The sequence below is a fragment of the Flavobacterium sp. genome (assembly GCF_050696275.1).
Classification (GTDB): domain Bacteria; phylum Bacteroidota; class Bacteroidia; order Flavobacteriales; family Flavobacteriaceae; genus Flavobacterium.
The window spans coordinates 16,182-36,769 of record NZ_JBOGUT010000001.1 but is presented as its reverse complement, the minus strand read 5'-3'; the positions used below and the strand labels follow the sequence as shown (position 1 = coordinate 36,769).

Below are 20,588 nucleotides of genomic sequence, written 5' to 3'. Positions count from 1 at the left end.
TCCATCCTGTAAAACAAGATGGATTTTTTATATTTTAACCTTCCGATTAATGTTCTTTGGCAGCCAAATACCTTTCGGCATCCAAAGCAGCCATACATCCTGTACCCGCAGCTGTAATAGCCTGTCTGTACACATGATCTGCAGCATCACCGGAAACAAACACACCCGGAACATTCGTTTTTGAAGACCCTGGCGTATTTATGATATAACCCACTTCATCGAGTGTGATGTAATCTTTAAAGATCGCTGTATTTGGGTTATGCCCAATAGCAACAAAGAAACCTGTAGCCGGAATCTCTATAATTTCCTGAGTCGATTTGTCTAAGGCTTTAACCCCGGTAACAACCTGTCCGTCACCCAATACTTCAACTGTATCAGTATGCATTAAGATTTCGATATTTTCTGTTCTACGGACACGTTCTTCCATAATTTTTGAAGCTCTAAACTGTTCGCTACGTACTAACATAGTCACTTTTTTACACATTTTAGATAAATAATGTGCTTCTTCACAGGCACTATCTCCTGCTCCAACGATTACTACCTCTTGGTTTCTGTAGAAAAACCCATCACAAATTGCGCAGGCAGAAACACCACCTCCCATTTGAAGATAATGCTGTTCCGATGGCAATCCTAAATACTTAGCCGAAGCTCCTGTAGAAATAATTACAGTTTCACAGTGCAATTCGATCGTATCATTAATCCATACTTTATGAATATCTCCTGAAAAATCAACTTTGGTTGCCCAGCCATCACGAATATCAGTCCCGAAACGCTTGGCTTGCTCCTGTAATTGCACCATCATTTCCGGTCCGGTAACACCATCAGGATAGCCTGGGAAATTTTCTACTTCGTTTGTGGTTGTCAATTGTCCTCCCGGTTGTGTTCCTTGGTACAAAACAGGATTCATATTAGCTCTGGCTGCATAAATTGCTGCAGTATAACCCGCAGGGCCAGAACCTATAATAAGGCATTTAATTTTTTCGATTGTATCAGACATAGCAGTAATTATTTTTTGAGTTGCAAATGTAAACTTTATTATAAAAAATTCACAGCTTAATAAATCCTAAATAACTATGCTGAAATAAATTTTATTTATTTGACAAATTCGAATAGATCAAACAGAGAAATGTAAAGAATATAGACAAAAAAGAGACCGCCAAACGACGGTCTCCTACTATTGATTACAGTGAATCGTGATCGGATTAAGCAGTAACTACATCTGCTTTTAAAACATTTGGTCCCATAGCACTGGTTGTGGTCAATTGAATGAAATATCTATAAGGACCATTCGGGCTAGCTTCTGCGATATATGCACAGTTCCAGCCTGTTCCCCATTTTTGACCTGAATCCCAGTTAGCATTATTCTCGTTATCCCATGACCAAGAAGCAGTATCTTTTGTAGGATCAGAAGGAAAACCTCCTTTGTATACATGAATCTGCCCTTGTTGGGCTCTGAAAGGTGAATTTGTGCTCCATCGTAGCCATAAATTACCGCGAGACTCATAAGCCTCTAAATTCCAAGTGAATGTTGATTGTGACATAATATTAAATTTTTTGGTTTCCTACTCGTTTAGTAAAGGTTTTTCGGATACGACCTGTTTTTTTGATTAGTAATTGTGTTATTAAGACCGTCTTTTACAACATTGCTAATTTATCTCATAAAATTATATTTTGTAAGAGTATATTTACCTATTTTAAAACCGCGTAAAACTACGCATTCTGATTATCAGTCAATTAAATAGAAAATATGAAAAAAGAATCTGAAACAGAAAACCCAGATACTACTTCAAAAGTGACAGTATAAAAAAGGTTAAATCAAAATGTAAAGTCCAGACGCTCAGCGATTAAAAATAGAAGCCTTCCAAAATCATTAAATAAATGCTATTTATTTTTAAAATTCCTTTTGAAAAGAAAAATTAAAACTTATATTTGCACCCGATTACGGGGTGTAGCGTAGCCCGGTTATCGCGCCTGCTTTGGGAGCAGGAGGCCGCAGGTTCGAATCCTGCCACCCCGACAACAAAGTTGTCAATTTATGCAAAAGCCTGTAAATCTTTATTTACAGGCTTTTTTATTTGAACTAAATAACTATCTTTTTGCAAATCATCTTCACAACTTTGACATCGTAAGAATCCTACATCCAAATTGAAATCTTTCCTTTTCTAGCATTATTTATATAAATTTCATAATTTACGTACTTTACTGGTTAATAGGTGTTTTAATTGTAATTTTGACAAATTAAACTGCAATGTCTTTAAATCTTAAATTCCTGGTTCTCTTTTTGATACTATGCAGTTATCAAATTTCTCCTGCTCAGGTTACTCCCAAAGCAAAAGACACATCGAAAGTATATCTCAATATTGAAAAATATTCCAAAAAAAGAGGCGTTACCAAATTTTTACATAAACTCGTTTTTAAACCTGTAGAAAAACAAAGAATTAAAAAAAATTCATTCCAGAAAATTAAACGACAGGACTATTCCGGATTGGAAGGAAAGATTATCAGACAAATAAATGTTGTCACTTTAGATCCTTTTGGATATTCCGAAATTGATACCACTTTACAACCAAAGCATTTTATACACAAAACCGGCAATTCTCTGCATACTAAAACAAAAAAACTGGCCATTAAGAATCTGCTGTTAATAAAAAGAAACACCCCTTTGGATTCCTTGTTAGTTAAAGAATCTGAAAGGTTAATCCGCAGCCAGCGCTATATAAGAGCTGTTCAGATTAGCTCTCAATTAGTTTCCGAAAGCTCTGATTCAGTGGACGTATCCATACGTGTTTTGGATTCCTGGAGTTTGATTCCCGATTTTTCTGCTTCGAACTCCAAATCTACATTTTACCTGACCGACAGAAATTTTGCAGGAACAGGTCATGAATTTTCCAATTCGTATACAAAAAGTTTAAAAAGCAGTCAGGAAGGTTATAAAACCAGCTATACAATACCCAATATCATGAATACGTTCATCCGATCTACGATGAGTTACACTATAGATCTGGATGCGAATTATGCCAAATCTATCAATATAGAAAGACCTTTTTTCTCTCCGTATACCAGATGGGCAGCCGGGGCCTATCTGGACCAGCAATTGAATCATAGCAAAAGTCTTGATGCCAATCAGATTTTGCAGTCACAAAGTTTTAAATCCAATTCGCAGGATTACTGGGGTGGCCATTCTTTCAAGCTATTTGATGGTAATACTGAAGATGACAGAGCCACAAACCTGATTACAAGCCTCCGCTATTACAATAAAGATTACATCGAGAAGCCGTTTAACTTTCAAGACAGTCTGGGCATTTATTCGAGTGAAAATCTATATTTGATTGGAATTGGAATGTCATCAAGAAAATATACACAGGATAAATACATCTTCAATTTTAATATTGTAGAAGATGTAGCTTCCGGTGTTTTGTATAATATCACTACCGGATATCAGAAAAAGAATAACGACTACCGATTGTACTTAGGCGGACGATTTGCTCTGGGAGATTATTTCAAATTTGGTTATCTAAGCGGTAATATTGAATATGGAACTTATTTTGATCATTCCAAAACGGTGCAGAACACTATTAATTTCAGTTCGGTTTATTTTACTAATTTGTTTGAGAACGGTACAGGCAGATGGAAATTCAGGCAATTTATCAAACCGGAACTTATTATTGGCCACAACAGACTGAACAGTAATTCCGACAGGCTTACTTTCAATGGAGATGCCGGAATCAGAGGTTTTAGCAGTCAAACCCTTTTTGGAACAAAAAAACTGCTGGTGACTTTTCAAACGCAGGGATACTCTCCATGGAAACTCCTTGGATTTCGTTTAAATCCTTTTTTAAACTTCACAATGGGAACACTGGGCCAGGAAAATGTTGATTTTAAAAAGAGTAAAGTTTATTCTCAATTTGGATTAGGCGTTATTGTAAGTAACGATTTTTTGGTTTTTCATAACTTCCAATTCTCTTTTTCTTATTACCCAAGCATCCCTGTTGATGCCGGATCCACATTTAAGACCAATTCTATTAAGTCCTATGATTTCGGGTTACAGGATTTCGATCTTTCAAAGCCATACATTGTTCCCTATCAATAAAAAACAGCATTTTCATTAAAATATAAACTTATTTGTTTTAAACTAAACGGTATCGGTCTGATTTGAATCCTTACCCTTTTCTGCACTAGCGTTAACAACAAAATTCAATGCTGATTTCAGTATGTTGCTGAAAAGATTATTATTGGAATTCTTAAATACTTTTTTAGACAAGTAACCCGCTGCTGTTAACAGGATTCCATTGAAAATATCCCTTCTAATATCTTTTGAAGAGGTAATTTCCTGCAATGTGCTTTTGATATAATTCAATGGTTTTAGGCTTTCAAATGTAACCTGAAACTGCTCTTTTAGAAGGTCTAATTCTTCCGCCTGTTGGTGCTGCAATGCAATTATTTTTTTCTGTAGCGCTTCCTTTTTATCTGTAGCTTTCATATCAGTCTTCTTTCAGGGTTTTGACAATAATGAAATTACTCACCGGATTTTTAATCCATTGTTTTCTGAAGATATAAAGCAATAATGCCAATAGCAGATAAAAGACCGCTATTACAAAAAAACCGTAGTAGGCTTTCCCTAAAATTTCCCCTATCCACAAGGCAAGACCTATATTGATCATCAGAGAAAACATAATAAGAACAACCGTAATGGCCAGCCGAACTGCTAAAGTTGAGAATATATCGGCGGATTTATCAATAGCATTGTATTTATAGAGCTCTAAAGATGTTTTAGCATAAGCTTCGGCTCTTTCAATCAGTTTTTCTATTGCAGAATTATTTTCCATAATTCGTTATTTAAAACATTGGAGACCGTAATCTAAAGCCTGCTCTATGTTTTTTACTATTACATAAAGCAGGCTTCAGTTACGAAAATTACACTTTTTTATTGGTCATTTCTTTGGCATCACCTAAGATACGTTCGTACTTGTTGTTGACCTCATTTTTGATTTCATTAATTTTACCTTTCAAGTTATCGGCATAATCTTTTCCTTTGTCAACTATCTTTTTTCTCGTATTTGATCCCTTATCGGGCGCAAATAAAACTCCTAAAGCAGCCCCGACGGCTACGCCACCCAATACTCCTAATAATACATTACTTGCTTTCATAATTTGTAGGTTTAAATTCAACTTTATTTTACGAATTCATTTTAAAGATACAGCAATAATTACTATAACTCACAGTATATCAACACTATTTTAACATTATTTTATTTACTCCATCCTCAAAAATCAGCAAAAACAAAACGGATAAACTAAATCATTCCGAGTCTGAAAAATTAAATTTCCAATTCCCTTTTTTTCTTTTTTTAGTAGTAATTACGGTTTCGGTAGTAGTAAAACCCAATTTCAATTGCCACAAAACAGAGCAATCTTAGTTGATAATAATGTGTAAGTTAGTATGAGATAAAACTTTCGGATGATTGTTCTATACCTAAATATAAACGAAGAATTGTTCCTTTTATTGTAAAAAAAGACTGACTGAGTTTAATTCCTCTTATCAATAAAATGTGTCGGTTTTCTGCTCATAGGAGAAAATACTATTTTATTCAGTACATCGGCAGGCACAAATTCCACCTTAGGAGTAACACGTAATTTTGCTCTGAAATGATCTTTAATTTGAGTCAAAAGGTCCTCAGTATTTTCTTTTGCAGCAATTTTAATCAGAATTTCATCCGTGCCTAAATCATTAGTAGAAATTTCTATTACATGATTTTGAATTGCTTCAAAATACGTCAGTGAATCATGCATTGCAGGCGGATATAATGTTGTTCCTTTGTATTTGATCATATGCTGTTTGCGACCTACAACAGGGCCAACACGCATCGTATTCCTGCCACACAGACAAGGTTCGGCATGTAGTTTAACAATATCCCCTGTTTTAAATCGTAATAAAGGCATTGCTTCAACACCTAAAGTAGTAATGGTTAATTCTCCGCTTTCGCCTTCTGCAACCGGCCTATTATTATCGTCTAAAACCTCCGTGATGATTAGTTCCGGATGATGATGTCCTCCTTTCAATTGCTGACATTCGGTAAAAGCAGTGCTCATTTCGGTGGAAGCATAGGTGGAAAACAGTTGAACATTCCATTTTGCCGTTATTTTTTCGGCTAAAACAGAAGAAGAAAAATCCTGATTACGCAACGATTCTCCTATACAAATCACTCCTTTAACACTTGATGCATTATAGTCGATGTGATTGTTTTCGGCAAATTCTATCATTTTCAGCAAAAAAGACGGAACGGCAATCAGGTATTTGGGATTGTACTTCTGAATCGAATCCCACTGCAATTCCGGGATTCCGGCTCCAACTCTTATGACTCCTGCTCCTAGTTTCCTAAGTCCTAGAAAATAGGCCAAGCCAGCCATAAATTTACGATCAAGCGTGGTCATAAGTTGTACAACATCGCCTTCCTTAAGTCCTGCGCAGGCAAAAGATATTGCTTCATTATAGGCCAATCGGTCCAGATCTTTATCGGTCAGGCCAAAAGTAACCGGATTTCCCAATGTCCCGGAAGTAGTGGCATAATCGATGATTTTATGCATCGGAACACAAAAAAAATCGTCATTATTTTCCTGAAGATCTGTTTTTGTTGTAACTGGTATCTGTTGCAAATCTTCAATCGTTTTTATGGAATGAATGTTCACTTCGTTTTTAGCAAACAGTGCTTTATAATAAGGTGAATTTTCGCTTAGGTATACCAGCGTCTCTTTCAGCTTCTGTTCCTGTAATTGCTTAATCTCATGTAAGGATGCTTGTTCGATTGCCGGTATCATTTTCTTCGTCTTATTTTTTTCAGATATTTTTCAATTCGGATTTTATCCGGTACAGTTGTAATTTCTTTCGTCAGTGCTTTTTCAAATTCAGTTTCAGCAGCTGCATACAACTTTTTTTGGTAATAGTATTGTCCGGCTTTACAATAAACAATCCAATGGTTTGGATTAAGATTTTGGTAAGTTGCAATAAAACTATCTTCTAAAGTTCCTTTTTCAGCAATAATCTTGTCGATTATCTGACTTTGAATCCTGTATTTTTCATAATTTTTGTATTCTTCCGAATTCAGGAAATCATCTTTTGGAATGTTTAGTGAATCTGTGCCTAAAACTACAAAATCATTTTCTTTTTTACTGAAAATTTTATTTAAGTCATACGCCACAAACTCACCTAATTGGTACGGATTTGAAGAAACCCAAACCAATCTGTTTTCGGGTTCAAAAACAATACTGTGATGCGCCAGTAGTTGATTTAATGATTTTTCGTTTCCGTATCCTATTCTTTTTTCTTTCAGTCCTTCTTTATTTCTTAGAATTTCGACCATTTTTTCCGGATTCATACTATCATTTTCCGATAATAATTCAATCATTCTGTCAAAACGATATTTGGAATGGCTTTGCTGGATGTGTTCCTGATTTCTTACATCGGATTTATAAACATCACTTTGAAAATGATTAGAGCATACTAATTGGCTGCTATTCTGAACTTCAAACACGCCTATTTTTTTGGGTGAAATTTCAATCAGCACCGCTTTTTTATCATAGGCGCTTCCTATCATAATAGACTCGGAAACAAATACTTTTCTCTTCTTTGCGATTACAATAGCTTCTTCTATATTCGAGGCATACTGTAAAATTTCTCTCGCTACAATAGATATGGGTGTTTTTGCCGCTAAGGGAATTTTTGATTTCCCAGCATTCATAGTTACTGTCAGTCCTTCTTTATTCATTCCTGAAACCACACCAATCATTCCGCCCCAAGTTACCATCATAAACGGATGTCCTTTATCCGGAGTTATAAACGCCACTATTTTGTCGACAGCAAATTCGTCACCGGCATAGAAATCAAAATTGCGTCCAATCAACAGTTTTCCGTCTTCCGTTTTATCTCCCCAAACAGCCATAGACGAACAGCCGACCAAAGCCAAATCCTGCATGGCATGACCGATATCATGAGCTCCGTGCAGGTAAAGGCTACGCAAATATTTAGGCGCTACCCAATTGTAATCATCAGAAGCATATTGTGAAATCCCATAAATCTCTGTTTTGAATTCTTCGGGAACATTCAAATATAATTTTCTGTTGTACCAACCCAGAAAGTTCCGAAGCAGTTTTTGCTTGAATTTTGACGGAATAAGATCTTGAATCTTAGAAAAAAAAATCTTTTCCTGTTTTTTTACCATTGGTTCAGAAAGACTTCCAATAGTTAATCCTCTCTGCAAAGCATCTCCTGAAACATACAGTTCCCAAAGATTTTGTTTGTTTTTAATCAGGTAATTTGATCCTGATGAAAAAAGTGTGTCAGAATGTTTTATAAGAATCGGTCTCTCTTGATTATAACCGGCTGTTTGTGGCTGATGGCGGATAGATTTAGAGATTCCACAAGAGAAAAAAAGAAAAAGTATTCCGATGAAAATGCCTATTTGAAAGTATTTTTTCATCCTAAATTTCCTATTTCACTATTAATTTTATTGATCAAATAATCCTTGCCTAAAATTTCCGAACAGGTCACCACAGCTCCGATAGTAACTCCCAAAACACCGTGCATATTGATACTTTGCCCTGTTAAAAACAGATTGTCTATTTTTGTTTTTGGTGAAATAAATGTTTTCATCGGGTTATTGGAATCCTTAACATAACCGTATAAATTTCCCCTATGTCCTCCAATATAATCTCTATATGACAAAGGCGTAGAAGTATGAACCGATTTAATACACTCTCTTATTCCAGGAAATTTTTTTGCAATTTCAGTTAAAAATGCTTCTGCTTTATCAGCTTTAAACTGTTCATATGCAGCTCCTCTTACGTCTTTCTCTGAAACAGTATTGTGAGTCGTTTCCCATTCATTAAATTCTTCAAATTTCAAATAGGTAATTGCCGTTAAACTTTCTGCCCAAATTTGATTTTCATTTGAAATATTCATAGAAGCCATATAGGCTTCCGGCCAAGATTGCTCAGTATAGTCATTTGCATCCCAAACACGGTTACTTTTCCTGAAGTGATAATAATTGTGATTTAAGTATTTGAATGTTTCCGGCTTAAAAACAATATACAAACTAAATGCTGATGGCAAAACCTCCAAACTTTGAATACGGCTGTAGTATGATTTGCGGAATTTATCTTCCCCAATCATCTTCAAAGTCGTCTTCGGCTCGATATTAGAAATGAACAAACTCCCGAGAAATTCTTCACCATTTTTCGTTTTAACCGAAGTTAGCTTTTCATCTTTAAAACCAAAACCAGTAACTTCTCTATGCTTATATACTTCTCCTCCATATTTTCTGAGTTGCTTGATTAACTGTTTTGTAATCTGGCTTCCACCGTTGATACAACGCCACGAGCTCTGAATATAGGAGTTTACAGATAAGGCATGAACATAAAACGGGGTTTTATCTGCGATTCCAGCATACAAAAAATTAGAACCTGCTAAAACGGCTTTTAGTTTTTCATTAGAGGTTAGTTCGTCCAGATAATCTTTGGCATTGATAGATAAAATCTCGCTTTGATAACCTTCGCCTCGCTTTAAATTATACAATGGAAATGAATCGCAGGTGTAACTGATTTGTTCACAATACTTCCTTATAGTTGCTTCTTCTTCTGGAAAATAAACAGCCAGCTGCTGGATAAAATTTTCATATCCTTGTGCATGTGGATATTGGATTGCATCATCATCAAAAGAAATTATATCGAAAGCATTTTCGTCCATCTTTTTTAATTTAAGATGATCCATAATGCCTATGTATGAAAAATAATTATAGAGATTTTGTCCTTTATCCAGACCTCCGATATAGTGGATTCCAGTATCAAAAATGGTTTTATCTCTTACAAACGTTTGAAGGTTACCTCCGTATTGGTTGTTTTTTTCAAGCACACAGACGCTTTTGCCTTCTTTTGCAAGAATTATTGCCGAAACTAAGCCGCCTAAACCACTACCGATAATTATTATGTCGTACTTTTTTTCCACCGTTATTTGATTAGCACCAAAATAGTTTCGGTTTCGTTAATTACTTTAAATCCTATACTCTCAAAGTCATTTTTCAATCCTGAATTATCAATCAAGATAATTTGATTTATACTTTCATTTTTATCAAAATCTCTTGTAAATGTATAATTCTTATCTGAAATCAAAAGTAAATTGGCTTTCTGATTGTAATCTGAAATGGTATTCAAATACTGTATTTGGCGCTTTTTAAGAATGAAACTGGCAGAAGCTATGCCTCTTTTTTCTTCATTTGGAATCAGCGTTTGTATTTTCCTTTTTGGCTCTTGCAAAGCCAGTAAAACATCAATTTGTCCGTAATCGTTTGCAAAATGCAAAATTCTTGCATCGTCTTTCAGGAACGAATTCAATTGCAAATAGGTTTTTTTTCTATTCTCAAAATCTGTTTTGACTTCATCGATAACTTCCCGTTCCTTATAGAGAAAACTCAAGAATAATTTATATCGGAAGTAGTTCTCATCTTCCAACTCGTTACGTATTGCTGCGAATTGCTCCCGGTAATATTTGTTTATTTTTTTTGTTCTTTGAGTATAATCCGAACCGAAATCAGCATCTGAAGCTTTGATCCTTTTGCCTACAACTACTGAAATACTTTCATTATAAATCATAAAATCGCCTTTGGGAGATACCTCAGAATTTCCATGAATATAAATAGGTAAAATATCCAAATTAAACTCCTGTGCCAGAAAAAATGCCCCTTTATGGAAACGTTTGACTACATTATCTTCAGAACGCGTCCCTTCCGGAAAGATCATTAGTGAATAACCTTGTGCTACTTTTTCACGAAGATGCTCTACTCCTCCTTCAATCCCTTGAGAGACTGGATAATAGCCCATAGCTCTGACAGCCTTTCCAAAAACAGGCGATTTCCAAACCCAGTCATTCACTAAATAAACAATTTTGTGTGTAACCATTCCCATAGCCAGAGTATCCAAAACAGAAGTATGATTTGCAATCACTACAGCAGGTTTTGAGAATGTTTCATGATGCTTATTGATAACTTGTTTTTTGACAAACGGATTGGTATATAAAACCGATGTCACAAACTTAGCCATCATTTTTCTGAAGACAAGCATTTTCTTTTCTTCTTTCCCAGGAATTATCTTAACCAGAATGCGACCGAAAGTAGATAATAAAATCCCGCCTAACCCATAATATAGCAAAGAAAAAACAGAATGTATAAATGTAAAAATCGTAACGGGTGATTGTCCTTTTTTCACTCTGTTAAAAATACAGATTCTGAATAATATAGGGTAAAAGATAAACGTAATAATCAACGCTGCAAAAACCCCGATTAATGAAACGGCTGAAATCGATTTTAAAGCAGGATGCTTAGCAAAAATCAAAGCTCCGATAGCCAAAATCGTGGTCAGCGCTGCTAAAATAATAGAAGTTCTGTATGTAGGCATTTCGTCTTTTCCGTTCGTATATTCCTTTTGCAGGGCACTGGTCATAAAAATACTGAAATCGACACCGTGTCCAAAAATAAGCGTACAGACGATAGTACTGAAAATATTCAATTGGATATTAAAAACACTCATTATTCCAGCTGTCACGATACCTGTAATCACAATTGGAATTGTACTGATAATCACCAATTCAATTCTTCTGAAGAAGACAAATAAAATTAGAATTACGGCCAGAAATGAATAATTAATCAAATCATTAAAATCGTCTCTAAGTTTCCCTAAGAAGGTTTCGTTCATTTGCTGACGGTCTATAGCAATGACTTTCTCTTCTTTCGAAATGTTTTTAACGAATGCATCACGTTGTTCGTCAGAGACTTTGGCAACGGATGAAATAGTGTAAAATCCGTTTTTATGAGAAACAAATTCCTCCAGGAAAAAGGCCTTTACTTTGGCATACTCTTCAAAAGAAATGGGTGTAAATCCGGTGTCCATCAAATGATAGAATTGTTGGTGTGTTTCTGATTTGAAACCAAAACTATTACCGCACGAAATCAAATTATCCCGAAGTATTTTTTTCTTTTCCGGTGTCCAGAACGCATTCCATTTATCAATTTTCTGCTGTTGCATTTCTTTTGAAAGCAAAACACCTCCAACAGAACTAAAATTTAAAATTTCTGAATTCTTTTTATCCGATAACAACTTATCAAACAGCTGATTATTATTAGAAACTGCTTCTTCCATTAAATTTCCGTAAGAAGCTAAGTAAATCGATTTTGAGGTTAAATTCGTCGTATTTTCCAGTTTGGCTTCGGCATTTTTAATCTCTGTCGGAATAAAATTCAAATCGGAAAGATTATTATTAAATTTCACTTTACCGAAAGTAAACAAGCTGATTATGATAACAATAAAACTGGAAATAATGAGGAATTTATTTTTTTCGAAAGAGAATCCGGCAGCTTTATCCAAAATGGTTTTATGCTCTTGCTGTCCTTCTTTGGGTTTGTACAAATGAGGAATGATAAGCAACGAAAATAACGCCGAAACCACTACGCTAATAGCCGCAAAAATCCCCAAATCCTGTAACGCTTCAGAATTGACAAACAACAAACATAAAAACGCCAAAGCAGTAGTGGTACTGCTCATAATAAGCGGCATCGTAATGTCTTTGTAAAGTGTTTTCAAATCACTGTTATTCTTATAGTGTGTCAATATGTGGAGCGAATAATCTATCGTGACTCCTAAAAGTACGGCACCAACACTTAGTGAAATTGCCGAAATAGTGGTTTTGATAAAGTAAAGGCATGCAATGGCAAACAATACTCCAAAAATGGTTGGAATAAAAATGATTACCGGAATGAGTATTTTCTTGTAGAACAATATTAAAATAAGCATTAATGTTCCTAATGAAATCAGGATAGTTGTAATGATATCGTGCTTAATCTGTTTGGCATTGGCAACTGCAATCAATGAGGAGCCAAAATAATCAATCGAAGTTTTCCCTTTAAACTGACTGTTTATTTTACTTTTAATATTGTTTAATTTCTCAACAAAAAGAGTGTTTTTTTCTGTCTCGCTTCCGCTTAATTTCGGGTTGATGAACAGCAATAACTTCGATTCGTCTTTAGTAATCAGAAAACCGTCTCTTAACTGAAATTCATCACCAATACTAAGCTGTTGTAATTTTTTTAAAGCAATAAATGAAATCCCTAACGGATCATTCAAAATAAAATCCTTAGCAACGATTCCTGTAGGAGAAATTAAAGTTCTGTAATTTTTCTCCACTTGGACTGAAATACTGTCTTTACTGAGTTTTCGTTCAATTTGAGTGTAATCTTTATCTTCCAGAAATAAAGGCAGATTGTGATACACAAAATCGAAAGTCTGCTGAATGTTTTCTTCATCGACTTTTCCTTGAATGGCTTTGATATACGCATCACAAAAAGCAACGCTGTCTAAAAAAACGGAGGCAGTTTCAGAGAGATCATCAACTGTTCCGTTTTTGTCTTTCTCAATGATAACTGTGATTTTATCAGAAAAATTAATCTGTTTAAGCACTTTGGCTGTTACGTCCGTTTTATCATTTTTAGGGATAATCCGGGTAATATCTTCTTCAAACTTTATTTTGGAAGCAAAAAAACCAAAAATCAACAAAAATACCAATGCGATTCCAATGGAAATAAGTTTGTTTCTCTGAACAAAAAAATGAATTCCAATAAAATACTTATGCATTATTTCCTTTTTACTCGTTTGAATTTCTAGACAGCGAAAGTAATAAATAACTTCCAACTCCGAAAAGAATTGCCATAGTAGTTGCTAAGACAAAACTGCCTATCAAGTATTGCATAATATGGATTCTTACGTCATTTAGAGTAATTGACGTATTTAATGTAAATTTAGCTTTATCTTCCACAAAAAGACCACCTGCCTGAAGTGAACCGTAAATAATAAAAGGGATCATTGGCGGAATACTGACATTGGAAAATGTAAAAGCTAAGATTTTGTTCCAGCGCAATAAAACGGCAAGAAAGATAACAATGATAGTTTGAAATCCCCAAAAAGGGGCGATCCCAACAAAAACACCTAAAGCGATGGATAATGCTTTTATTTCATTTGAATCAGTACTTTCCAAAATATCTTCGCGGATAAAATCCTTAAAGCTTTTTTTTTTGAAACTCATGAAGAAATTCCTTGGCTTGATATACAAAAGTGTAATAATAACCAAGATAGTGTTGAGAATGCTGATTCGGGTAAAATCCTTAAACGGTCTGAAATGTGTTACACGTTCGTTTGGATCGTACAAGATTTTAACAGGGATATTTTTTACAGGAATGCCATTCCACGCAGAGCGGACGATAACTTCTATTTCAAATTCAAATTTTTTGGTAAAAAATCGTTTCGGAATAGCATGCAATGGATACAATCGATATCCTGATTGTGTATCCTCTAAACGTATTCCTGTTTCAAACCAAAACCAGAAATTGGAAAATTTATTACCGAAACTGCTTTTTTTAGGCACACTGTCGTGATTCATGTTTCGGCATCCTATTAGCAATATGTCTTTCCCATTACTTTCCAAAGTATCAACAAAAACCGGAATATCATCCGGATAATGCTGTCCGTCAGAATCAATGGTGATGGCATATCCGAACCCTAGTTCTTTAGCTTTTTTGAATCCTTCCCGAAGTGCGTTTCCTTTTCCTTGGTTTTTGTCAAGATGGATTTTTGTAATTTGCGGGTAGGGATCTGTAATTTCTTTTGTTGTATCCGTTGAACCGTCGTTTACAACAATAATATTTTGGGTATAATTCAAAACCCCGTCAATAACACGACGCAATGTTTTGTGATTATTATACGTTGGAATAATAACACACAATTTTAAATTTTCAATTCGCTCGCTGATGGATTGAGTTGGACTCATAAATGTGTTATTTAAGGATACTTTGCTTTTCTTTCTCTGTAAAAGCTTTTGATATTCTGGTGTAGATTTTTATATATTCCCTTAGGTCTTTGGATTGTTTTTCGAAAGTAGCGATAATTATTTTTTTATCTTCTTCGATATTACTTTTATACTTTAGGAATTTAGGTGTGTTCTCTTGGATACTTAATCGTATCAATCGTATTTCCGGATTACCGGGTTCATCTTTAACCGAATTTTCAACCAATTTTACTCCTTCAATAAACAATTCCTTCTTTTGTTTTTTATCCGGTGAATATCTCGATTTCAAGACTTTTGCAGCACCTTTATAAGCTAATAAGGTTTTATTTTCTTTGTTGTATTTTGAAAGAGAATTATAAAACTCTTCTGCATTTTTCTTTGTTTTTGAAGCGGCATAATAATTTTCTCTTACATCAGGCAGTTCCTGAGCAATTAAGAAAAAGAAAGAAAACACAAAGGTCAATAAAACTTTCAAATTATACTTTTTTGTATGTATTTGTTAATTTTAACGCTACAGTTTCATCAAAAATTGTAGTGTTTTTAACTTTAATTTCCGATTCCAGATCTCCTGAAATTTCTAATTCCAGTTGCAGTCTGGGATTTTTATCGGGATTGATCAACGCCATAAACTTCACATTTGAGGCGCTTTTCATAAACAAAGAACTTCCAATAATCTCCTGTGAAAGTTCTTTGATTATCTGCATCATGCAAACACCCGGCATTACTGGATTTCCTGGAAAATGACCTTGGAAGACGGCGTGTTTATTATTGAGCACAACCACTGCTTTATATTTCCCTTCAGAAACATTTTCTACTCCTTCAACAGTATAAAAATCCTTTAATAACATGGTGTTTGTCTATTTATTATTTTACATCAAATGTGTAAGTTATCCCTGTTTGGAAAACAACATTGGTGTGGTCTCCGTTAGAATAATCCAAAACCGGGACAATTCCTTTTTTAATTCTTGCTTCAATACCGAAGTTCGGAGTAAAGTTATAACCTGCTCCAAGCATAAAAGCTAAATCTACTTCACTGTCTGTATCAAAGTTCTCATCTACAACAAAATCAAGTGTTGGTCCAACATGAACATTGAATTTACCATTGAATGTGAATTTGTTTATTACCCCTAAAGACAAATAAGATACTTCCAGCTCTTGCTTTACTCTTCTGTCGTTATTATCATAAAACACAAAATTAGCACCTTGTCTTGAGTAGGTGATTTCAGGCTGCAATGTATAAAATTTTGATAATTTTAAAGCGCCGTAGAATCCAACATAAAAATCTGTTCTGGAATCAAACTCTCTGTTATCATTCGTATAATTATCATTATAATAATCTCCTCCTTTGGAAAAATGAGCAAAATTTAATCCTGCTCTGATTCCTGGTTTGAAAGTTACTTGGGCGTTTGTTTCTACTAATCCGAAAACGCAAAATAATGCAACAATAATCGATTTTTTCATTTGATAAATGGGTTAATTATTAATTTGATTTAATTCAATTTTTAATTTTATATGCTTGTGACTGATAATTATATTTTCTGCAAAACTACTGTTTTTTGATACAAATTCGAAGATAACTTTTTCTTTCGTCTTTGAAGCATTGACTAATTTTAAGAGTTTATTATCTTTTCTGCTTTCAAAAAAATAATTGAACCGCTTTCCGTCTTTCGCTTTGTAAATAAAAGAATCCTGATTTTCAAATACTTCTTCTACCGGATGGTTTACTTTTAAAAGCAGACGAAAATCATCCCTTAATGTATTAACAATTATTTTCCGGTTCATATCTTCAAGAATATAATTGATTTTAAAATCATTTTCAGACAACTCAAAATCCAATAATTTATTCCCAAATTCAGTTGTAAAAACGACACGATGAATCGAATCGTTAATTCTTTTTGCAATAAAAATACCTCCTAGCTTATTACCGTAGACTTCAATATGTGCTTTATAAACATAATCTGTTTCCGGGTTGGAAAAATAGGGGTTTTTATATTCTTTTACCAAATTCTCATTTTTAGCCGTACCTTTTATTTCATAAGGTTTACACGAAAAAAAGAAAACTGTAAAGAGACTAATTAGTAAAAGCCGAATCGTCAATTTTCGCATTGATTTGTTTATTTTTGAATACAATTCTGGTAAAATCCCCGGAAGGTTCAATTAATTTTACTTGTGAAACTGTCCCGTCATTAATAGGAAAATACAAATCTACCTGTTTAATATATTTTTTTATTGTAGCTGTTTTAGGAGTCAGCTTAGCAATATAAGCCTCTTTGGACTTAAAATAAGAGATTTCAAATTCTTTATCATCAAACATATTTCCGCTTACACTTCCTACTATGAGCTTATTGATTTTTTCGAACATCTTACTCTTGGCATCAACAGTACTCTTATTACCCTGATCGTTTATATATACTTTGTTGTTCTTAAAAACGATACTGTATTGATAAGGCTTAGTGTATTGCCAATTCAATAAGTTTGGAGCTTTGAAAACCATTTTCCCTGAAGTTTCAATATCTTTTGACAAAAAATCAAGGTGTTTGTACTGTATAAAATCGGTTTTAAGTGATTTTATGTTTTTAGTTTCCTTTTCAACGGTTGCTTTAAAATTGGCAATTTCAGAAGCTGACATTTTTTGTTCTTGTGCAAAAATGTTCAGACAGAATGTTAAAAGCAGTACTAAAAAAAAATTAGTCTTCATAAGCCGGAAGATTTAATAGTTTATCGATGGTTACAATATCATATTTTTCTGATTGCAAAAGTAGCAATAACTGTTCCAAAACATTCACTGTTTTTAAAGAAGTGTCATGCAAAAGGATAATTCCTCCCGGTTCGATTTTGCTTTTAATCCTTTCAAAGATCTTGTTTTCATCATCAATGACAGTATCAAGTGAGCGTATATTCCAGCCAATAACCGTATGTTTTGTCTCGGAAACCGCCCTGGCAACATTTGGGTTCGTCACTCCAAAAGGAGGTCTGAAAAATTTTATTTTCTTATTTGTAAATTGAAAAAGTAACGAGTCATTTTTCAAAATTTCTTCTTTTACTTTTTCCGCAGAAAAAAAACCAAAGGACTTAGAATGAAAATATGTGTGGTTCCCTAAAATATGACCTTCGGACATCATCCGATTCATTATATCAGGATGTTTTTCTATTTGTGTCCCGATACAGAAAAAAGTAGCTTTTGCGTTATAATTCTGTAATAAATCCAATACTTTTTCAGTCATTTCATGAGGACCGTCATCAAAAGTAATTGCTATTTTATCCTCTTTCTCTTTTGGATTGTTACAATGAGCTGTCAGGAAATAGCTCAAACGAAGATCAAATGAACCCCATGAAGTTACTCCTACAAAAACCATCAGAATAAAAAGAAAAGCCCACCATTTTGCATTAAGGGCAAAAAGCAAAACAAGCAGAAGCAAACACAAAACAATTATGTTTCTATGCTTTAGCATTTTTTAAGTAAAATTAAACTGTGATCCTTTCCTTGGTATTGATTATAAAGCAGAATGGTATTGTAATTTTCTTTTTCGAGATTATTCATCTTTACAACCAATGGAATTTCCTGCTTTTTTATGATATGAGAAGCCAGCCACAATCCAAAGCCTGAAGCAGTATTGTACTCACCACTCAAATGCTTGTAATAAACCTGAGGGATTTCTTTAAAAATTGAATGAGCAATATTATAGTAATGGTCATAATCAACATCGCCGTTATTTCCTAAAACAACTGCATCAATCTGATCGATATTTGTGTCATTTGAAGCCAGAAAATCAAGAACAAAAGCGTCTACCTGATTGGTTTTTAACGTATTTTGGATAAAAACATCTTCAACCTTGGCGTAGGAACTTTCTTTTTTATTGTTTTCTAAAGTAAAAAAAACGGCTCCTTCACTAAAAACAATACCTTTAGTTTTGGAATCAAGAATATGATACGGTTTATCTTCTTCTTTTTTGATGCAATTATTCAATTTGTACATCTCAATGGTATGAGCTGCCATTTCATCAATTCCGCCTATTAAAGCCGAGTTGATTTCATCATTCCCAATTTGCATTTTGGCATCCATCAGTGCTGATTCCAATGAAACCGCACCATTTACATATGTAAAATTATAACTTTTACATTGCAAGCCTAAAGCAATTTGTGCTCCAACCGTATTGTGAGTAGATTGAATGAAAGAAGTTGGTGTTAAAAACTCTTCATTGTTATCCAGAATAGCTTTCAGAAACTTCTCAGAATCTTCAGTACAGCCCATCCCTGTTCCGGTAATTATGGCATCAGGTTGCTCTAAACCAGCTTCATTTAGTGCTTGTGTAGAAGCATAAATCCCCATCTTTACTCCTTTTGCCATCCTACGAATCGCAGCTGGCGGAATAATTTCTTTATAAGACGGCTGTTGCGCCTGTAAAACGTTTTCGGTTTCATTAACAACAACCTCACTCAAAAACTCCGATTCAAAAGTTTTTTGGGCAGAAATGCATCCCATTCCATTGATATAACAACTTCTCATTAGTTTTTTGAAAAAATTACAGTGGAACAATTACCTCCAAATCCAAACGAATTAGACAATACATGATTGATTTCTTTAGCTTTCAATGTGGTCTGCGGGATCAAATCGAATTCTTCCATAGGCATTTTAAAATTCATGTTAGGAAAAATGACATTATGCTGCAATGCCAAGACGCTGTAAACGGCTTCAATTGCAGCTGCTGCAGCTAATGTATGTCCGGTAAAGGCTTTCGTTGAACTGAATTCCGGAGTCTTTTCTCCAAAAACACGAATCAAAGCTCTTCCTTCCGACAGGTCGTTGTTTGGCGTTGCTGTTCCATGCGCGTTAATATAATCGATATCTGATGGCTGCAAATTAGCAATCTTCAATGCTTTTTGCATCGCCAGAAAAGCCCCATCTCCATTTTCGGAAGAAGCGGTCTGATGGTAAGCATCATTAGCATTTCCAAAACCGGAAACATAACCTAAAACCTTTTTATCCTGTTTTTTTACCAGCTCTTCCGATTCTAATACCAAGAAAGCGGCTGCTTCCCCTAGGTTCAATCCCTTTCGATTGTTGTCAAATGGTGTATTATAAGTATCCGACAGAATCATCAGGGTTTTAAAGCCATTGATGGTGAATTTTGCCAAAGCATCTGTTCCGCCAACAATCACGCGATCCAATTTTCCTGCCTGAATCATTCTGGCGCCCATCATTATAGCATTTGCCGCAGAAGAACAAGCAGTACTTATAGTAGAAACAAAGCCTGTCAAACCGATATATTCAGCTATTTTATGGGAAGAATCGCCCGCATCATGTGCTGTAATGTATTTTTGATTTGCTTCATTTTCAAAATAATCATAAAAATACCTTTCAGTCATGTCCATTCCGCCTACACTAGTCGATGAAATAAGACCTGTTCTGTATTCGTTTATGTCCAAAATATGGGCATCTTCTATAGCTTTCTTTGCAGCATAAGCACCAAGCATTGCCGTTCGAGGGAAATTATTCTCAGAGGAAAGTTCAAGCAATTGCTCTAACTCAAGATTGGTTAATTTTATTTCACCCACTTTAATCACATCTTTATGAATTGTTTCGAGGTTTTCAATAGTAGAAATCCCTGATTTTCCTTGGGTTAAAGCAGTAAAATTCTCTTCGACGGTTTTTCCGATCGAAGAAATTATTCCCATTCCGGTTATGGCAACTTTTCTGTTCATGAATTAT

General features: G+C 34.5%; 19 protein-coding genes and 1 tRNA gene. 2 read left to right on the top strand and 18 right to left on the bottom strand.

Annotation, left to right across the window (positions count from 1 at the left end):
* Positions 1–46: 46 nt before the first annotated feature.
* Complete coding sequence (gene trxB / locus ACRDEC_RS00195; RefSeq protein ID WP_431496312.1) at positions 47–997, bottom strand: thioredoxin-disulfide reductase; 951 nt, start codon at positions 995–997, stop codon at positions 47–49.
* Positions 998–1,202: 205 nt separating this feature from the next.
* Entirely contained in the window at positions 1,203–1,541 is a 339-nt protein-coding gene (locus ACRDEC_RS00190) for a hypothetical protein (RefSeq protein ID WP_431496311.1), read from the bottom strand.
* 401 nt (positions 1,542–1,942) lie between these two features.
* Here ACRDEC_RS00190 and ACRDEC_RS00185 point away from each other — a divergent pair.
* Positions 1,943–2,017: transfer RNA gene (locus ACRDEC_RS00185), tRNA-Pro, on the top strand.
* 231 nt (positions 2,018–2,248) lie between these two features.
* Positions 2,249–4,090 (top strand): hypothetical protein, encoded by a 1,842-nt coding sequence (locus ACRDEC_RS00180; protein ID WP_431496310.1) that lies wholly within the window; start codon positions 2,249–2,251, stop codon positions 4,088–4,090.
* A 42-nt stretch (positions 4,091–4,132) separates the two neighbouring features.
* On the opposite strand, the gene ACRDEC_RS00175 is transcribed toward ACRDEC_RS00180, so the two are convergent.
* The 16 genes from ACRDEC_RS00175 to ACRDEC_RS00100 form a co-directional block, all read right to left on the bottom strand.
* Positions 4,133–4,480: a hypothetical protein gene (locus tag ACRDEC_RS00175; RefSeq protein WP_431496309.1), complete on the bottom strand. Its 348-nt coding sequence runs from the start codon at positions 4,478–4,480 to the stop codon at positions 4,133–4,135.
* 1 nt (position 4,481) lies between these two features.
* Positions 4,482–4,826: a hypothetical protein gene (locus tag ACRDEC_RS00170; RefSeq protein WP_431496308.1), complete on the bottom strand. Its 345-nt coding sequence runs from the start codon at positions 4,824–4,826 to the stop codon at positions 4,482–4,484.
* Between the two features lie 88 nt (positions 4,827–4,914).
* Positions 4,915–5,148: a YtxH domain-containing protein gene (locus tag ACRDEC_RS00165; RefSeq protein ID WP_431496307.1), complete on the bottom strand. Its 234-nt coding sequence runs from the start codon at positions 5,146–5,148 to the stop codon at positions 4,915–4,917.
* Between the two features lie 378 nt (positions 5,149–5,526).
* Positions 5,527–6,816 carry a phenylacetate--CoA ligase family protein gene (locus ACRDEC_RS00160; protein ID WP_431496306.1) on the bottom strand — a complete coding sequence of 430 codons (1,290 nt, stop codon included), beginning with the start codon at positions 6,814–6,816 and terminating at the stop codon, positions 5,527–5,529.
* Entirely contained in the window at positions 6,813–8,474 is a 1,662-nt protein-coding gene (locus ACRDEC_RS00155) for a C45 family autoproteolytic acyltransferase/hydolase (protein ID WP_431496305.1), read from the bottom strand. The genes ACRDEC_RS00160 and ACRDEC_RS00155 overlap by 4 nt, the downstream gene beginning before the upstream one ends.
* On the bottom strand, positions 8,471–9,997 hold the full coding sequence (locus ACRDEC_RS00150) for a phytoene desaturase family protein (RefSeq protein WP_431496304.1): 1,527 nt from the start codon (positions 9,995–9,997) through the stop codon (positions 8,471–8,473). Before ACRDEC_RS00150 ends, ACRDEC_RS00155 begins: the two co-directional genes overlap by 4 nt.
* 2 nt (positions 9,998–9,999) lie before the next feature.
* Positions 10,000–13,671 (bottom strand): 1-acyl-sn-glycerol-3-phosphate acyltransferase, encoded by a 3,672-nt coding sequence (locus ACRDEC_RS00145; RefSeq protein ID WP_431496303.1) that lies wholly within the window; start codon positions 13,669–13,671, stop codon positions 10,000–10,002.
* 10 nt (positions 13,672–13,681) lie between these two features.
* Positions 13,682–14,860, bottom strand: coding sequence for a DUF2062 domain-containing protein (locus tag ACRDEC_RS00140; RefSeq protein ID WP_431496302.1), 1,179 nt, complete (start codon positions 14,858–14,860; stop codon positions 13,682–13,684).
* A gap of 7 nt (positions 14,861–14,867) precedes the next feature.
* On the bottom strand, positions 14,868–15,353 hold the full coding sequence (locus ACRDEC_RS00135) for a hypothetical protein (RefSeq protein ID WP_431496301.1): 486 nt from the start codon (positions 15,351–15,353) through the stop codon (positions 14,868–14,870).
* Between the two features lies 1 nt (position 15,354).
* Positions 15,355–15,726 carry a 3-hydroxyacyl-ACP dehydratase gene (locus tag ACRDEC_RS00130; protein ID WP_431496300.1) on the bottom strand — a complete coding sequence of 124 codons (372 nt, stop codon included), beginning with the start codon at positions 15,724–15,726 and terminating at the stop codon, positions 15,355–15,357.
* 16 nt (positions 15,727–15,742) lie between these two features.
* Complete coding sequence (locus tag ACRDEC_RS00125) at positions 15,743–16,339, bottom strand: outer membrane beta-barrel protein (RefSeq protein WP_431496299.1); 597 nt, start codon at positions 16,337–16,339, stop codon at positions 15,743–15,745.
* 12 nt (positions 16,340–16,351) lie between these two features.
* The gene (locus ACRDEC_RS00120; protein WP_431496298.1) at positions 16,352–16,984 is read right to left on the bottom strand and encodes a hypothetical protein; all 633 of its coding nucleotides are present in this window, start codon (positions 16,982–16,984) and stop codon (positions 16,352–16,354) included.
* Positions 16,950–17,576, bottom strand: coding sequence for a LolA family protein (locus tag ACRDEC_RS00115; RefSeq protein ID WP_431496297.1), 627 nt, complete (start codon positions 17,574–17,576; stop codon positions 16,950–16,952). Before ACRDEC_RS00115 ends, ACRDEC_RS00120 begins: the two co-directional genes overlap by 35 nt.
* On the bottom strand, positions 17,566–18,330 hold the full coding sequence (locus ACRDEC_RS00110; protein ID WP_431496296.1) for a polysaccharide deacetylase family protein: 765 nt from the start codon (positions 18,328–18,330) through the stop codon (positions 17,566–17,568). The genes ACRDEC_RS00115 and ACRDEC_RS00110 overlap by 11 nt, the downstream gene beginning before the upstream one ends.
* The gene (locus tag ACRDEC_RS00105; protein WP_431496295.1) at positions 18,324–19,385 is read right to left on the bottom strand and encodes a beta-ketoacyl synthase N-terminal-like domain-containing protein; all 1,062 of its coding nucleotides are present in this window, start codon (positions 19,383–19,385) and stop codon (positions 18,324–18,326) included. Before ACRDEC_RS00105 ends, ACRDEC_RS00110 begins: the two co-directional genes overlap by 7 nt.
* Positions 19,385–20,581: a beta-ketoacyl-[acyl-carrier-protein] synthase family protein gene (locus tag ACRDEC_RS00100; protein WP_431496294.1), complete on the bottom strand. Its 1,197-nt coding sequence runs from the start codon at positions 20,579–20,581 to the stop codon at positions 19,385–19,387. The genes ACRDEC_RS00105 and ACRDEC_RS00100 overlap by 1 nt, the downstream gene beginning before the upstream one ends.
* Between the last annotated feature and the right edge of the window lie 7 nt (positions 20,582–20,588).

Bases quoted from the DNA above. Each gene is read 5' to 3' on its own strand.
- ACRDEC_RS00105 (WP_431496295.1), bottom strand. From the start codon at position 19,385: ATGAGAAGTTGTTATATCAATGGAATGGGATGCATTTCTGCCCAAAAA.
- ACRDEC_RS00180 (WP_431496310.1), top strand. From the start codon at position 2,249: ATGTCTTTAAATCTTAAATTCCTGGTTCTCTTTTTGATACTATGCAGT.
- ACRDEC_RS00115 (WP_431496297.1), bottom strand. From the start codon at position 17,576: ATGAAGACTAATTTTTTTTTAGTACTGCTTTTAACATTCTGTCTGAAC.
- ACRDEC_RS00175 (WP_431496309.1), bottom strand. From the start codon at position 4,480: ATGAAAGCTACAGATAAAAAGGAAGCGCTACAGAAAAAAATAATTGCA.
- ACRDEC_RS00100 (WP_431496294.1), bottom strand. From the start codon at position 20,581: ATGAACAGAAAAGTTGCCATAACCGGAATGGGAATAATTTCTTCGATC.
- ACRDEC_RS00110 (WP_431496296.1), bottom strand. From the start codon at position 18,330: ATGCTAAAGCATAGAAACATAATTGTTTTGTGTTTGCTTCTGCTTGTT.
- ACRDEC_RS00190 (WP_431496311.1), bottom strand. From the start codon at position 1,541: ATGTCACAATCAACATTCACTTGGAATTTAGAGGCTTATGAGTCTCGC.
- ACRDEC_RS00140 (WP_431496302.1), bottom strand. From the start codon at position 14,860: ATGAGTCCAACTCAATCCATCAGCGAGCGAATTGAAAATTTAAAATTG.
- ACRDEC_RS00160 (WP_431496306.1), bottom strand. From the start codon at position 6,816: ATGATACCGGCAATCGAACAAGCATCCTTACATGAGATTAAGCAATTA.
- trxB (WP_431496312.1), bottom strand. From the start codon at position 997: ATGTCTGATACAATCGAAAAAATTAAATGCCTTATTATAGGTTCTGGC.
- ACRDEC_RS00170 (WP_431496308.1), bottom strand. From the start codon at position 4,826: ATGGAAAATAATTCTGCAATAGAAAAACTGATTGAAAGAGCCGAAGCT.
- ACRDEC_RS00145 (WP_431496303.1), bottom strand. From the start codon at position 13,671: ATGCATAAGTATTTTATTGGAATTCATTTTTTTGTTCAGAGAAACAAA.
- ACRDEC_RS00120 (WP_431496298.1), bottom strand. From the start codon at position 16,984: ATGCGAAAATTGACGATTCGGCTTTTACTAATTAGTCTCTTTACAGTT.
- ACRDEC_RS00155 (WP_431496305.1), bottom strand. From the start codon at position 8,474: ATGAAAAAATACTTTCAAATAGGCATTTTCATCGGAATACTTTTTCTT.
- ACRDEC_RS00165 (WP_431496307.1), bottom strand. From the start codon at position 5,148: ATGAAAGCAAGTAATGTATTATTAGGAGTATTGGGTGGCGTAGCCGTC.
- ACRDEC_RS00125 (WP_431496299.1), bottom strand. From the start codon at position 16,339: ATGAAAAAATCGATTATTGTTGCATTATTTTGCGTTTTCGGATTAGTA.
- ACRDEC_RS00130 (WP_431496300.1), bottom strand. From the start codon at position 15,726: ATGTTATTAAAGGATTTTTATACTGTTGAAGGAGTAGAAAATGTTTCT.